Annotated in this window: 13 protein-coding genes; 1 reads left to right on the plus strand and 12 read right to left on the minus strand. The window is 69.7% G+C overall.

Annotated elements, in window-relative coordinates; all coding sequences use genetic code 11:
* Positions 1-82 precede the first annotated feature (82 nt).
* Both OG439_RS31955 and OG439_RS31960 read right to left on the minus strand, forming a co-directional pair.
* Positions 83-766, minus strand: a complete 684-nt coding sequence (locus tag OG439_RS31955; RefSeq protein WP_326944429.1) for a uracil-DNA glycosylase — start codon at positions 764-766, stop codon at positions 83-85.
* Positions 763-1,464 carry an endonuclease V gene (locus OG439_RS31960; protein WP_442792236.1) on the minus strand — a complete coding sequence of 234 codons (702 nt, stop codon included), beginning with the start codon at positions 1,462-1,464 and terminating at the stop codon, positions 763-765. The genes OG439_RS31955 and OG439_RS31960 overlap by 4 nt, the downstream gene beginning before the upstream one ends.
* Between OG439_RS31960 and OG439_RS31965 the strand changes: the two genes are divergently transcribed.
* Complete coding sequence (locus OG439_RS31965; RefSeq protein ID WP_326944431.1) at positions 1,463-2,956, plus strand: S10 family peptidase; 1,494 nt, start codon at positions 1,463-1,465, stop codon at positions 2,954-2,956. The genes OG439_RS31960 and OG439_RS31965 overlap by 2 nt on opposite strands.
* Here the strand turns inward: OG439_RS31965 and OG439_RS31970 are convergent.
* The 10 genes from OG439_RS31970 to OG439_RS32015 all read right to left on the minus strand — a co-directional run bounded on the left by OG439_RS31970 (position 2,953) and on the right by OG439_RS32015 (position 13,718).
* Complete coding sequence (locus OG439_RS31970; RefSeq protein WP_326944432.1) at positions 2,953-3,777, minus strand: hypothetical protein; 825 nt, start codon at positions 3,775-3,777, stop codon at positions 2,953-2,955. The two genes, OG439_RS31965 and OG439_RS31970, sit on opposite strands and share 4 nt — an antisense overlap.
* Positions 3,774-4,577 (minus strand): hypothetical protein, encoded by an 804-nt coding sequence (locus OG439_RS31975; protein WP_326944433.1) that lies wholly within the window; start codon positions 4,575-4,577, stop codon positions 3,774-3,776. The genes OG439_RS31970 and OG439_RS31975 overlap by 4 nt, the downstream gene beginning before the upstream one ends.
* Positions 4,574-5,392, minus strand: a complete 819-nt coding sequence (locus tag OG439_RS31980) for a hypothetical protein (RefSeq protein ID WP_326944434.1) — start codon at positions 5,390-5,392, stop codon at positions 4,574-4,576. Before OG439_RS31980 ends, OG439_RS31975 begins: the two co-directional genes overlap by 4 nt.
* Entirely contained in the window at positions 5,389-6,180 is a 792-nt protein-coding gene (locus tag OG439_RS31985) for a hypothetical protein (RefSeq protein WP_326944435.1), read from the minus strand. The genes OG439_RS31980 and OG439_RS31985 overlap by 4 nt, the downstream gene beginning before the upstream one ends.
* Before the next feature lie 100 nt (positions 6,181-6,280).
* Positions 6,281-8,002 carry a S8 family serine peptidase gene (locus OG439_RS31990; protein ID WP_326944436.1) on the minus strand — a complete coding sequence of 574 codons (1,722 nt, stop codon included), beginning with the start codon at positions 8,000-8,002 and terminating at the stop codon, positions 6,281-6,283.
* Between the two features lie 75 nt (positions 8,003-8,077).
* On the minus strand, positions 8,078-9,115 hold the full coding sequence (locus OG439_RS31995) for an ABC transporter ATP-binding protein (protein WP_326944437.1): 1,038 nt from the start codon (positions 9,113-9,115) through the stop codon (positions 8,078-8,080).
* Entirely contained in the window at positions 9,102-10,106 is a 1,005-nt protein-coding gene (locus tag OG439_RS32000; RefSeq protein ID WP_326944438.1) for an ABC transporter ATP-binding protein, read from the minus strand. The genes OG439_RS31995 and OG439_RS32000 overlap by 14 nt, the downstream gene beginning before the upstream one ends.
* Positions 10,107-10,112: 6 nt before the next feature.
* On the minus strand, positions 10,113-11,066 hold the full coding sequence (locus tag OG439_RS32005) for an ABC transporter permease (protein ID WP_326944439.1): 954 nt from the start codon (positions 11,064-11,066) through the stop codon (positions 10,113-10,115).
* Positions 11,059-11,988 carry an ABC transporter permease gene (locus OG439_RS32010; RefSeq protein ID WP_247057850.1) on the minus strand — a complete coding sequence of 310 codons (930 nt, stop codon included), beginning with the start codon at positions 11,986-11,988 and terminating at the stop codon, positions 11,059-11,061. Before OG439_RS32010 ends, OG439_RS32005 begins: the two co-directional genes overlap by 8 nt.
* A gap of 101 nt (positions 11,989-12,089) precedes the next feature.
* Positions 12,090-13,718, minus strand: a complete 1,629-nt coding sequence (locus OG439_RS32015) for a peptide ABC transporter substrate-binding protein (RefSeq protein WP_326944440.1) — start codon at positions 13,716-13,718, stop codon at positions 12,090-12,092.
* Between the last annotated feature and the right edge of the window lie 273 nt (positions 13,719-13,991).

The raw sequence follows: 13,991 nt of genomic DNA on the forward strand, positions 1-13,991 counted from the left end.
ACTCATAGTCGCACCTTCACACGGACCTTGCGAGGGGACCCCATCTCGCTGTGACCAGCGTCGCTGCACCTTCCGTAACGATTCAGTCCGAGGCCGTCACCGAGGTCGCGGCGCGAAAGACGTCGGCCACCATCGTGTGGGTCAGGAGCCCGGTCTGGACATTGCGCGGCGAGACGTGATAACAGCCGAAAATCCGCAGGTCGCCGAGCTTCAGGACCGTGCCGTGGCCGAACGCGGGACGCGGCGACGGCACCGGCCAGCCCGCCGCGGCGAGCACGGGCAGCAACGCTTGCCAGCCGAACGCGCCGAGCACCACGATCGAGCGCAGTGTCGGACGTAACAGCGTCAGCTCCTCCGCGAGCCACGAGCGGCACGTGTCGCGCTCGGCCGGCGTCGGCTTGTTCGCCGGCGGCGCGCAGCGCACCGGCGCGACGAGCCGCGTGCCGTACAGCTCGAGGCCGTCGCCGATCGCCGTCGACGTCGGCTGCGACGCGAGCCCGACCTCGTGCAGCACCCGGAACAGGAAGTCGCCCGACGGGTCGCCGGTGAACATCCGGCCGGTGCGGTTCGCGCCGTGCGCCGACGGCGCCAGCCCGACCACGGCGAGCTTGGCGTCCGGCGGCCCGAAGCCCGGCACCGGCCGCGCCCAGTACTCCTCGCCGCGGAACGCCGCCTTCGTGCCCGCGACGCCCTCGCGCCACTCGACCAGCCGCGGGCAGGCGCGGCACGCGGAGACGGCGGCGTCGAGCTGGGCGAGCGTCCTCATCGCAGCGCCACCCGGGACAGCCGGTCGGCCTGCCGCGTCGTCTCGGGCAGCCGGTAGCGCGGCGCCAGCGCGAGCGTCAGCCGGCACGCGTGGGCCAGGTCGATGCGGTGCCCGGCCGAGACGTACACCGGATTGACGCCGTCCTGGGTGCGCAGCACCGCGCCGACGACCTCCCCCGCGTCGACCAGCGGCGCCGACGAGCCGCGCGCGTGGTCCGGCTCGTCGTGCGAGCCGACGAACCGCGTCTTGCCGACGCCGAACGCGGGCCGCCCGGTCAGCACGCCCAGGTGACACGCGAGCCCGAAGCGCCGCGGGTGGGCGAGGCCGTGGCCGTCGCAGACCAGGACGTCCGGCTCGTGGTCAAGCTGCTCGAGCGCGGCCAGCAGCGGCGGCAGCTCGCGGAAGGCGAACAGGCCCGGCTCGTACGGGAAGACGGCCTTGGCGCGGACCGTCCGCTCCTCCACCACGGTCAGCCCCGCCGTCTCCAGCGTGACGACCGCGGCGGCGATCCCGTCGGTGTCGTCGTAGGCGACGTCAAGGCCGGTCACCGTCGGCGGCAGCTCCGGGCCGTCGTCGGTCAGGTCGACCTCGCCGCGCAGCCGTTCCTGCACGGCGAGCGCGTCGGCGATCGTCGTCGGCCAGTCGTCGGTGTGCACCAAGTCACCCTGCCACAGTGATCCGGCTAAGTTGGGGTCCATGGCGGACACGACCCCCGAAGAGGCTCCCGAGAAGACGACTCCCGACGTCAAGGAGCTCCCGGCCGAACCGGCCGACGACATCGTCACGACCCAGCACACGCTCACCGTGAAGCGGAAGACGCTGTCCTACACGGCGAAGGCCGGGCGGATCGTCCTCCGCAAGGAGGTCGTGAAGGACGGCAAGTCCGAGGGGCCGAAGGCGAAGGCCGAGGTCTTCATCACCTCCTACACCCTCGACGACGCCGAACCCGGCTCGCGGCCGGTGACGTTCGCCTTCAACGGCGGGCCCGGCTCGTCGAGCATCTGGCTGCACATGGGGCTGCTCGGGCCGCGGCGCGTGCTCTCCGGTGACGTCGACAACCCGGAGCCGCCGCCGTACGGGCTGGCCGACAACCCCGAGACGCTGCTGGTGCACAGCGACCTGGTGTTCATCGACCCGGTGTCGACGGGCTACTCGCGCGCGGCCGAGGGCGGCGAGACGAAGGACTTCCACGGTTTCAAGGGCGACATCGAGTCGGTCGGCGAGGTGATCCGGCTCTGGGTGTCGCGCCACGAGCGCTGGCTGTCGCCGAAGTTCCTGGCCGGCGAGTCGTACGGCACGCTGCGCGCCGCCGGGCTGGCCGCGCACCTGCAGGACCGCCACGGGCTCTACCTCAACGGCCTGCTGCTCATCTCGTCGGTGCTCGACCTCGGCACGCTGCAGTTCAGCGAGGGCAACGACCTGCCGTACTCGCTGTACGTGCCGACGTACGCGGCGATCGCGCACTACCACGGCCTGCACGGCGAGCGCCCGCTCGACGACGTCCTCGCCGACGCCGAGGACTTCGCGGCGAAGGACCTGCCGTGGGCGCTGGCGCGCGGCGCCCGGCTGTCCACACAGGACCGGGCCGACGCCGTGGCCACGCTGGCGTCGCTGACCGGGCTCACCGAGTCCTATGTGGACCGGGTCAACCTGCGGATCGAGCACGTCCGGTTCTTCACCGAACTGCTGCGCGACCGCGGCCTCACGGTCGGCCGGATGGACGGCCGCTTCACGACGTGGGAGCCGGACGGCGGCCGCGAGCACATGAGCGACGACCCGTCGATCTCCCGGGTGATCGGCGCGTACTCGGCGGCGTTCAACCACTACGTGCGGGCCGAGCTGGGCTACGAGAACGACCTGCCGTACGAGATCATCCACGAGGACACGTTCAAGGCGTGGTCGTACAAGGAGTTCGAGGGCCGCTCGATCTCGGTGGTCGACTCGGTGAGCGCGGCGATGCGCGCGAACCCGCACCTGAAGGTCCACGTCGCGTTCGGCCACTACGACGGCGCGACGGCGTACTTCGCGGCCGAGCACGTCTTGGCGCACCTGCAGATCCCGGAGGAACTGCGCGACAACATCGACACGGCGTACTACCCGGCGGGACACATGATGTACGTCCACGAGCCGACCCGGGTGCAGCAGGCCAAGGACCTCGGGAAGTTCGTCAAGAAGGCGTCGAACCGCTAGCGCGATCCGGTGGCGTCCGGTCCGGTCCGAGCCGGGCTGGACGCCGTCGGCAGCGGCCTGCCGTAATCGCCCGGTGGCAGCCGCCGCTGCCGGCGCCAGTGCAGGATGCCGCTGATCAGCTGGAGGACCACCACCACCGCGATGTAGCCCGCCAGCCACGGCGTGACCTCCGCCGGCGGCCGCCTGCTCGGCCACAGCAGCTCCAGGATGACCGGGAAGACCACGAACCCCGGCATCGCGAGGTAGAGCCGCTCGATGCGCAAAGCCCGGTGGACGGCCAGGGATTCCGGGGTCTCGCCGAAGTCCCTGCCGCGGAGGACGCCCGTCAGGATCCAGCCGCAGCAGAGCGCGCTCAGGGCGAGCAAGCCCAGCCAGCTCACCGCGTACGTCCGAGCCGCTGTCGTGAAGTACATCGTGACGGCGAGCGCGATCCCGCCGCCGAACGCGGCCACGACCGAAACCAGGTACCAGCCGCCCAGGGCCTGCCACCAGGGCTCCGCCGGGCTCCGCGACGGGACCGACGCACCGAGTTTCCGCTCGTGCCAACGGATGCCGTCCCACATCGACAGCTGGATCCCGAAGTAGATGAAGTACGCGACGTCGCTCCGGGTCGCTCCAGGCCCGAACAACAGCGAATAGCCACTGCCGATGACGCAGATGCCGACCACGATCGCGAAGTAGCGCGGCAGACCGCGGCTGTACAGCGACCGTCTGGTGGCGATCAGCGCGGTGAGCAGCGGCGTCGGGCGTCCGACGGGCTGTCCTCGCTTGGCCAGCCACTTCAACGCCGCCGACTCCTCCGCCGACGTCACCTCGATCATCGGGCCTCCCGTGGCGGCGACCAGTCCACCGGGGTGCCCGGATCCGGGACCGGCGGCGTGCCGTAGTCGCCCGGTGGCAGCCTCCGGTACCGGCGCACGTGCCGGATGATGGCGACCGCCTGCAGGAGCACCACCGCCGCGGAGTAGTCGGCCAGCCAGGACGCGAAGCCCGGCGGCAGCCTGTCTTCCAGCAGGTCCATCACCAGCGGGACGACCACCAGGATCGGCGTCACGACGTAGACCTGATCGGCGCGCAACGTCCGGGCGACGGCCAGCGATTCGGCGGTTTCGGCGAAGAGCGGACGGCGGACGGTGCCGATCAGGACCCAGCCGGTGCACAGCGCGCTCAAGATCAGCAAGCCCAGCCAGCTCACCGCGTACGTTCGGTCCGTCGGGTACATCGTGACGGCGAGCGCGATCCCGCCCCCGAACGCGACCACGAGGGACACCAGGAACCAGCCGCCGACGACCTGCCACCACAGTTCCGCCGGCTTCCGCGACGGGCCCCACGCGCGCAGGGCCCGGTCGTTGCGGCGGAAGCCGTCCCACATCGAGAGCTGCATCCCGAAGTAGAGGAAGTAGATCGGGACGCTCTCGGTCATGCCGTGGCCGAACAACAGCGAATACGCCACCCCGAAGGAACTGGCGACCACGATGTAGAGGAAGTAGCGCCACCACCGCGACGGCTGTCTGGTGGCGATCAGTGCGGTCAGCACCGGCGCCGGCCGGCCGACGCGCTGACCGTGGCCCGCCAGCCACTTCAGCGCGGCCGACTCCGTCGCCGCGGTCACCTCGATCATCGGGCCTCCTGCGGGGGTGACCAGTCGACGGGGACGTCCAGGTCCGGCAGCGGCGTGCCGTAGCAGCCCGGCGGCAGCGTCCGGGAGCGGCGCAGGTGCCGGACGTAGCCGACCACCTGCAGGACCAGCACCAGCACGACGTAGCCGGCCAGCCACGGTGTGAACGCCGCCGGCTGACGGTTCCCCAGGAGCGGGTCCATCACCAGCGGCAGGACCGCCATCAGCGGTGACGCCGCGTTGATCGCCTCGACCCGGAGGGCCCGGGCGACGGCCAGCGATTCGGCACCGTCGGCGATGAGCGGGCGACGGAGCACGCTGACCAGGACCCAGCCGCTGACGAGCGCGCTCAGCGCGAGCAGCCCCAGCCAGCTCACGGCGTACGTCCGGGCGGGCGTCGTCGCGTACATCGTGACGGCGAGCGCGATCCCGCCGCCGAACGCGACCGCGACGGACGCGAGGAACCAGCCGCCGAGGACCTGCCACCACGGTTCCGCCGGCTTCCGCGACGGGACGGACTCACGGAGTTCCCGCAAGCGGAGGTGACTGCTGTCCCGGGCGGCGAGCTGGAGCGCGAAATAGATGAAGTAGACGGGATAGCTTTCGGTCATCCCGGGTCCGAAGAGCCGCGTGTACCCCAGCCCGCCGACGAAGACGAGCAGCACGTAGCCGATGTAGCGCGGGAACCAGCGGCCGTTGAAGGCCTGCCTCGTCGCGATCAACGCGGTCAGCACCGGCGTCGGCCGCTCGACCCGCTGCCCGCGCTTGGCCAGCCAGCGCCGGGCCGCTTCCTGCTCCGCGGCGGTCACCATGATCATCGGACCGCCACCTCGACGCCGTAGGTCCCCGCCGGCAGCGTCCGGCGCCGGTACTGCCGGTAGCGGCCGACGAGCAGGGTCGCGAAGGCGAGGACGACGTAACCGACGAGCCACGGCGTGAACTCGTGCGGCTGCCGGCCCGTCGTCAGGGGGTCGAAGAGCACCGGCAGCGCGAACAGCGCGGGCAAGGTGATGTACGGGTCCTCGGCCCGCACGACGGCGTCGATCATCAGCGACGTCTCGTCCTCGGCGAGGACCGGCCGCCGGAGCACGCCGGTGAGAACCACCGCCACCACGAGCGCGCCGATCGCGAGCATCCCGAGCCAGCCCACCGCCCAGACCCACGCGGACGTCGTCACGCACATCGCGACGGCCAGGAGCGCGCCCCCGCCGAAGGTGATCAGGACCGAGGCGAGGTACCAGCCGTCCAGCGACTCCCGCCACGGCGGCCGGGGCACGTCGAGCCGCCGGTCGCCCAGCAGGGCCGCGGCTCGCCGGTCCGCCCAACGCACCGGGAGCCAGACGAGCACCACCACGCCGGCGTAGGCCGCGAAGACCACGCCGCCCATGGGCGTGTGGAGCCAGAGCGCCAGGAACTGCAGAACACCACCGGCGACCACGGCCACCGCCAGCACCAGGAAGCACCACGCCCAGTACCCCGGCGGCCGCGCGGCTCGGCGCGCACCCAGCCGCAGCGCGAGCAACGGCGTCGGCCGCACCACCTCGACGCCGCGTTTGGCCAGCCACAACCCGGCCGGGTCGACCTCGGCCTCCGTCGGTTCGTACACGTCTCCCCCTCGCCTCGGGGAGTACACGCACGAACCGGTCAAAAGGTTGACCCGAAAACGGCCCGCCTCCCGGAAGGGAAGCGGGCCGTCTCGGTGAGAGCTACTTCAGGTACTGCGACCCGTGGGTCACCGCTGCGTAGGCGTCGACGGCGCCGTGGCCGTAGAAGCCGTTGAACGACGCGTCACCCGTGCAGGTTGCCGTGAACGTGGCGTCGCGACCTTCGTCCAGGTAGTCCACCGTGCGGGGGACCGGGCAGGCGATCTTCGACGCCGTGCCCTCGAGGACGCGCTGGACCTTGTCCGGGTCCAGGCCGAAGCTGGCGCCGGACTTCTTGCCGTACTGCGAGACGATCAGCGCCGCGACACCCGCCGCGTGCGGTGTGGCCATCGACGTGCCCTGCAGCCACTGGTAGTAGCCGACGCGGCCGTCCGCGGCCGTGGCCTTCTGGACGCCCAGTGCGACACCCGCCGGCGTCACGTTGCCCGCCGCGTCGATGTTGCCTTCGGCCACACCCACGTTCTTCGGGTACGTCGAGAGGATCTCGTTCTCGACCGTGCGGAACCACGGCGTGCCGAAACCGTCGCGGAAGTAGCCGCCCGGCGCGGAAACCGAGATCTGCTCGGTGCCGTAGTTCGAGTAGTCCGCCTTCGCCTGCGACGGGCCGAACGCGCCGACGCCGATCGTGTGGTTGCCCTCGACCGGCAGGTTGAGGCACGAGCTGTTGTCGACGGCGCGCGGGTGCGTGGTGTTCGCCGGGTAGTCCGGGCTGGTGGTGTCCGGCTGCGGCGCGCCGAGGTCGGTGTGCTGGTTGCCCAGCGCGACCACCATCGTGACGCCCTTCTTGTGCGCGTAGTTCAGCGCGCGCTGCGTCGCCTCGATGATCGTGCGCTGCTCGGCCTGCTCCGCGGCCGAGTCGGCCGGGTTCGCGGTGCAGTTGTACAGCCACGGGTCGGTGTAGAAGCTCATGTTGACCACGTCGATGCCGGCGTCGCCGGCGTAGGTCAGCGCGTCGACGGTCGGCTGCAGGAAGAAGTACCCCGAGTCCTGGCCGGCGCGGATGTTCACCAGCGTCACGTTCGGCGCGACACCCGAGACGCCGAAGCCGTTGGCCGCGGCGGCGATCGTGCCGGCGACGTGCGTGCCGTGGGCGCCGTCGTCGTGGTTCACCGGGTCGACGCAGCCGCGGAACTCACACGGACCGTCGACCTCGACGCCGTTGACGTCGAACGGGATGTCCTTGACGAAGTTGCGCGAGTCGGCCGCGTCGAAGTTCGGCGCGATGTCCGGGTGCGTGCCGTCGATGCCGGTGTCGATGATGCCGACCTTGACCTGCTTGCTGCCCGGCTGCTTGGTGCGGGAAAGGTCCGATCGGACGGACTTGAGGCCCCAGAGCTGGTCGTCCAGCGGGTCCAGTCCGAGGGCCTTCTTCGCGGCGGCGTTCCCCTTGGCCGTGCCGCGGCCTTCCTTCTCGACGTTGTTGTTCTTGGCCTTCTTGCCGTCCTTCGGCACCGAGCCGATGACCTGCGCCTTGGCCGCGCCGAACACGGACCGGTTCGCCGAGACGCGCTCGGTGAAGCCGGTCGCCGGGGCGCTGGCCTTGATCAGGCCGACCGCGCTGTTGGTCTCCAGCACCGTGCCACCCGCGTCGCGGATCGCCTTCTGCGCGCTCGCGACACTCTGGACGTCCTTGGCGAGCACGGTGAACTCGGTCGCGGGGCCGGCCAGCGCGGGCTGCGCGGACGCCACCGGGACCGCCACCGCGGTGAGCGCCCCGAACAGCGGGACGGCCAGCGCCGCGGCGAGAAGCCTGGGTCTCTTCACGTTTCTCCTCCTCGGAAAGCGGTTCCCTCCGGACCGTATAGATCGGACAATGTGGTTACAACGGCCAAACGTACGTTATGGAACAACCGACTTCTGCTCGGCGAAGTGACATGCTGACAAGTGCCCGTCGGTCCGCGGCACGAGTTCCGGTACCTCCGTGGCGCAGATGTCCTGCGCCTTCCAGCACCGCGTGCGGAACCGGCAGCCGGACGGCGGATCCAGCGGGCTCGGCACGTCGCCGGTCAGCCGGATGACCTGCCGCTGCCCGCGCAGCGCCGGGTCCGCCACCGGCACCGCGGACAGCAGCGCCTGCGTGTACGGGTGGGACGGTCGCTCGTAGATCTCCTCGTCGGTGCCGATCTCGACGACCTTGCCGAGGTACATCACCGCGACCCGGTTGGACAGGTGCCGCACCACCGAAAGGTCGTGCGCGATGAAGACGTACGACAGGCCGAACTCGTCCTGCAGGTCGCCGAGCAGGTTCATCACCTGCGCCTGGATCGAGACGTCCAACGCGGACACCGGCTCGTCGCAGATGATCACCTTGGGCCGCAACGCCAGCGCCCGCGCGATGCCGATGCGCTGGCGCTGCCCGCCCGAGAACTGGTGCGGGTAGCGGTTGAGGTGCTCGGGGTTGAGCCCGACCACCTCCAGCAGCTCCTGCACCTTCTTCGCCCGCGAGCCCTTCGGCGCGACGTCGGTGTGGATCTCGAACGGCTCGCCGACGATGTCGCCGACGGTCATCCGCGGGTTCAGCGACGTGTACGGGTCCTGCAGCACGATCTGGATCTCGCGCCGCAGCTTGCGCAGTTCGTTGCCGCGCATCGAAAAGATGTCGCGCCCCTCGAACTTCGCGGTGCCACCCGTCGGTTCCTCCAGGCGCATCAGCACCTGGGCCAGGGTGGACTTGCCGCAGCCGGACTCGCCGACGACGCCGAGCGTCTCGCCGGGCAGCAGGTCGAACGAGACGCCGTCGACCGCCTTGACCTGGCCGACTGTCCGCTTGAACAGGACGCCGGTGCGGACCGGGAAGTACTTCTTGAGGTCACTGACGGAAAGAATCGGGTCCGCCGACGTGCTCGTCTCAGCGGAAGCGGCATCAGACACTGCCACGGGAGTTCACCACCACATCTTCGGCGAAGTGGCACGCGCTGGTCCGGCCGAGGCCGATCCCGCGGGGCGCCGGGACTTCCGAGGAACAGCGGTCCTCGGCCCGCTTGCAGCGCGGGTGGAACGGGCAGCCGGGCGGGACGTCGAGCAGGCTCGGCGGCAGGCCCTTGATGGTCTCCAGCGTCTGTCCCTTGAGGTCGAGCCGGGGCAGGGAGTCCATCAGCGCGGCGGTGTAGGGGTGGGCCGGCGCGCGGAACAGCTCGACGACGTCGGCCTGCTCGACGATCCGGCCCGCGTACATCACCGCGATCCGGTCGGCGACCTCGGCGACCACGCCCAGGTCGTGGGTGATGAGCACCAGCCCCATCTTGCGCTCGGCCTGGATCTCCCCCAGCAGGTCCATGATCTGGGCCTGCACGGTGACGTCGAGGGCGGTGGTCGGCTCGTCGGCGATGAGCAGGTCCGGGTCCAGGGCCAGCGACATCGCGATCATCGCGCGCTGGCGCATCCCGCCGGAGAACTGGTGCGGGTAGTCCTTGAGCCGCCGGTCGGCGGCCGGGATCCGGACGATGTCCAGCAGCTCGATCGCGCGCTTGCGGGCGTCCTTGCGGGACATCCCGAGCCGCACCCGCAGCTGCTCCTCGATCTGGAACCCCACGGTGAACACCGGGTTCAGCGCGGAGAGCGCGTCCTGGAAGATCATCGCGATCTCGCTGCCGCGCACCTCCCGGCGGCGGTCCTCGGACGCCGTCAGCAGGTCCTCGCCGCGCCAGCGCACGGCGCCGCCGGTGATCACGCCGGGCGGCGTGTCGAGGATGCCCATCACGGTCTGCGCCGTGACGCTCTTGCCGGAGCCGGACTCGCCGAGCACCGCCAGGGTCTCCCCGGCGTGCACCGAGTAGCCGACGCCGTTGAGCACGTTCGCCACACCGTCCGAGGTGCGGAACTCGACGTGCAGATCCTCTACCTCAAGCAGGAGTTCGTTGTCGGACAAGGGGATCTACCTCGACTTCGGATCGAGCGCGTCGCGGATGCCGTCACCCAGCATCACGAAGGCCAGCACGGTCAGGGTGACGAAGGCACCGGGGAACAGCAGCATGTGCGGGTCGCTGCGGAAGTAGTCCCGCGAGTCGCTGATCATCACGCCCCACGAGATCACCGGCGCGCGCACGCCGATGCCCAGGTAGGCCAGGGTCGCCTCGGCGCCGATGAACGCGCCGAGCGCGATGGTCGCGTACACCAGCACCGGCGCGACCGTGTTCGGCAGCAGGTGCCGGAAGATGATCCGCGGCGTGCTCGCGCCGAGGCCGCGCGCGGCCTTGACGTAGTCGAGCTGCTTGGCCACCAGCGTCGCCGACCGCATGATGCGCATCGCGACCGGCCAGCTCAGCACGGCGATCGAGCACACCACCTGGACGATGATCGTGACCGCGCCCGGGCTCGTGCCGGGCGCGTTGAACGTCGTCAGGATGACGATCGCGCCGAGCACGAACGGCAGGCCGGCGAAGATGTCGCCGAAGCGCGACAGCAGGCTGTCGACGAACCGGCCGTAGTACCCGGCGACGATGCCGACGAGCGAACCGAAGAGCACGGTCAGCAGCGTCGAGAACACCCCGACCAGCAGCGACGCGCGGGTCCCGTAGATCACCCTGGCGTAGACGTCGGCGCCCTGGTTGTCGTAGCCGAACCAGGCGGCCCCGGACGGGCCTTCGTTGGCGTGGGTCAGGTCGCTGAAGCCCGCGTCGCGCGAGCTGAACAGGCCGGGCGCGATCGCGATCAGCACGATGACCAGGATGATCACCGCCGAGACGACGACCGCCGGCTTGCGCCGCAGCTGACGCCAGGCGTCGGCCGCCAGGCTGCGGGGTTTCTGCGGGCTGGTCGCGGAGTCGTCGATGCGGGACAGCTCGGCCGCGTCGGCCCCGCCGCCGCCCACCAGGTTCGGGTCAGTCATAGCGGATCCTCGGGTCGAGAACGGCGTAGAGCAGGTCGACGATCAGGCTCATCAGCAGGTACACCAGCACCAGCAGGACGACCACGCCGACGACGGTGGCGCTCTCCCGGTTCTGGATGCCGCGGAAGATGAGGCCGCCGAGGCCGTTGATGTTGAACACGCCTTCGGTGACGATCGCGCCGCCCATCAGGGCGCCGAGGTCGGTGCCGAGGAACGTCAGCACCGGGATCACCGAGTTGCGCAGCAGGTGGACGCCGACGACGCGGCTGGTGGGCTGGCCCTTCGCGATCGCCGTCCGGACGTAGTCGGCGCGGCGGTTCTCGGCGATGCTCGTTCTCGACAGCCGGGCGACGTAGGCCATGGACAGGCTGCCGAGCGCGATGCCGGGCACGATCAGCTCGCCGATGCTGGGGTTGTCGGACACGCTGGCCTCGATCAGGCCGAGACCGTTGGTGCCCAGGGCCAGCTGCAGCACGATCGCCGTGACGAACACCGGCAGCGAGATCAGGAACGTGGTCGAGACCAGCACCAGGTTGTCGAGGAAACCCTTGCCGCGCAGGCCGGTCAGCACGCCGGCGGTGAGGCCGATGACGGCCTCGATGACCACCGCGACCACGGCCAGGCGCAGGGTGATCGGGTACGACGTCGCGATCAGCTCGCCGACCGAGGTGCCGTTGAAGGTCTCGCCCCAGTCGCCGGTGAACAGGCTCCCGAGGTACTTGAAGTACTGGACGAAGATGTTGTCGGCCAGGTGGAACTTCTCGGTCATCTGCGCGATGTAGGCCTGGGGGCAGGCGGTCTGCCCGCACTTGCCGGCGAACGGGTCGCCGGGCACGGCCCAGACCAGGACGTAGATCAGGAACGTGGTGCCGAAGAAGACCGGGATCAGCTGGAGCAGCCGTCGCAGGACATAGCGGATCATGACGGATTCCTAGTGCGCGCCGGCCGTCGTGAGTGGTAAATCGGGTTAGAACCCTCATTACCACTCACGACGCCGTGTGGTGGTTACGGCAGGTCAGCGCGTCACTTCTTCAGGACCTCGATGGACGGGTAGTCCGGCATGCGCCGGAAGTCCAGGCCCGCGGACTTGAGGTTCTTCGACTTCGCCGCGACGCCCTTCTCGTCCCACACCGGGATCGAGGGCAGGTCCTTCGCGATCAGGTCCTCGGCCTGCTGGTACAGCTTGACCGCGGCGTCCTTGTCGGCCGTGGCGTCCGCCTGGGCGAGGACCGAGTCGACCTGCGGGTTCGAGTACGACGAGTCGTTCGAGGAGCCACCGGTCTTGTAGATCGGGTTGAGGAAGTCCTCGATGGACGGGTAGTCCGCGGACCAGTCCGACCGGCCCATGCCCGTCAGCTTCTTGCCGGTCACGATGCTGCGCCACTGGCCGAAGTCGGTGGCCGGCACGAAGTCGCACTCGACGCCGAGGGTGTTCTTGATGCTGTTGCACGCCGCGGTCAGCGGTTCCTTGCGGCCGCCGTCCGCGTTGGACGCGATGGTCAGCTTGCCCTTGAAGCCGGACTTCGCGAAAGCTTCCTTCGCCGCGGCCGGGTCGAACTTGCAGAACTGGCAGACGCCGGCGCGCGCACCCGGGATGCCCTGGGCGATGTAGCTGTCCGCGGGCACGTAGGTGTCGTTCATGACGGTCTTGGTGATCTGGGCCCGGTCGATCGCCATCGAGACCGCCTTGCGCAGCTCCAGGTTGTCGTAACCCGGGACGTAGTACGGCAGCGCGATCGTGCTGATCCCGAGCAGGTGGCCGGTGACCAGGCGGTCGCCCAGGTCGGCCTTGTACTTGCCGCCCGCGACGGCCGACGGCGGCAGCGCCTCCATGAAGTCGAGCCGGCCGCTCAGCAGGTCCTGGTAGGCCGTCTCCTGGCTGGCGTAGATCTTGATGTTCAGGTCCTTGAAGTGGACCTTGTCGTCACCCTTGTAGTCGTCGAAGCGGGTGAGCTTGATGTCCTGGTTCGGCGTCCGCGAGACGAACTTCATCGGGCCGTTGCCGACCGGGTGCTGCTCGAAGCCCTTGGGGTCCTTGAAGAACACGTCGGGCAGCGGCGCGAACGCCTGGTAGCCGACCTTGATCGAGAACACCGAGAACGGCCCGTCCAGCGTCACCTGGAACTCGTAGTCGCCCTTGAGGACCAGGCCGGACATCTTGTCCGTGGCCGGCTTGGCGTTCTCGTCCGCGGGGTGGACGTCCTTGTAGCCCTGGATGTTCGAGAAGAAGTCGGTGTTGAGCTGGCCGTTCGGGCCGTAGGCCCCGTAGTTCCAGGCGTCGACGAAGTTGTGCGCCTTCACCTCGGTGCCGTCGTGGAACTTCCAGCCCTGCTTGATCTTGATGTCGTAGACCTTGGAGTCGGTCGTCGTGATCGAGTCGGCCATCAGGTTGAACGGCTGTGCGTCCGCTCCCTTGAAGCCGACCAGCGTGGCGAACATGACCTGGATGGCCTTGGTGCCGCCGAGGTCGTTGATGTTGGTCGGGACCAGCGCGTTCTGCGGTTCCGTGCCGTAGACGCTGACCGTGCCGTCCGGGTCCGTCCCGCCCGAGCCCGTGGAGTCGCCTGAGCTACCACCGCCACAGGCGGCGAGCACCAGTGCCAGCGTGGTCACCACCGCGGAACTTCCCCAGAGCCTGCGCGAACGACGCATGATCCCCTCCACAATCCGGCTGTCCGAAAGATGGGACGCACGCTATCGGGGGCGGCGAAGGTGATCACAGGAGTGCGGTGTTGCAAATGTGTGACGACCGTCAGGACCACCTGGTTGGAGCACAACCAACGTAGGTAACCGGATACTCCGGACGGCCTAGCGCGGACGCCTTGTCATCGTGTGCTCACCGAGGGTGGGTCGCGAAATCCCTTGTGGCACAAGCTGTTTCGGGCACGCGAACGGGCGGCGGTGGCCTGGACCACCGCCGCGGGC

The organism is Amycolatopsis sp. NBC_01307 (assembly GCF_035975215.1).
Taxonomy (GTDB): domain Bacteria; phylum Actinomycetota; class Actinomycetes; order Mycobacteriales; family Pseudonocardiaceae; genus Amycolatopsis.

What these genes read in the sequence shown, in the direction of transcription:
- OG439_RS31980 (WP_326944434.1), bottom strand. Translation starts at nt 5,392, where the DNA reads ATGATCATGGTGACCGCCGCGGAGCAGGAAGCGGCCCGGCGCTGGCTG.
- OG439_RS32010 (WP_247057850.1), bottom strand. Translation starts at nt 11,988, where the DNA reads ATGATCCGCTATGTCCTGCGACGGCTGCTCCAGCTGATCCCGGTCTTC.
- OG439_RS31960 (WP_442792236.1), bottom strand. Translation starts at nt 1,464, where the DNA reads ATGGACCCCAACTTAGCCGGATCACTGTGGCAGGGTGACTTGGTGCAC.
- OG439_RS31955 (WP_326944429.1), bottom strand. Translation starts at nt 766, where the DNA reads ATGAGGACGCTCGCCCAGCTCGACGCCGCCGTCTCCGCGTGCCGCGCC.
- OG439_RS31965 (WP_326944431.1), top strand. Translation starts at nt 1,463, where the DNA reads ATGGCGGACACGACCCCCGAAGAGGCTCCCGAGAAGACGACTCCCGAC.
- OG439_RS32005 (WP_326944439.1), bottom strand. Translation starts at nt 11,066, where the DNA reads ATGACTGACCCGAACCTGGTGGGCGGCGGCGGGGCCGACGCGGCCGAG.
- OG439_RS31975 (WP_326944433.1), bottom strand. Translation starts at nt 4,577, where the DNA reads ATGATCGAGGTGACCGCGGCGACGGAGTCGGCCGCGCTGAAGTGGCTG.
- OG439_RS32015 (WP_326944440.1), bottom strand. Translation starts at nt 13,718, where the DNA reads ATGCGTCGTTCGCGCAGGCTCTGGGGAAGTTCCGCGGTGGTGACCACG.
- OG439_RS31970 (WP_326944432.1), bottom strand. Translation starts at nt 3,777, where the DNA reads ATGATCGAGGTGACGTCGGCGGAGGAGTCGGCGGCGTTGAAGTGGCTG.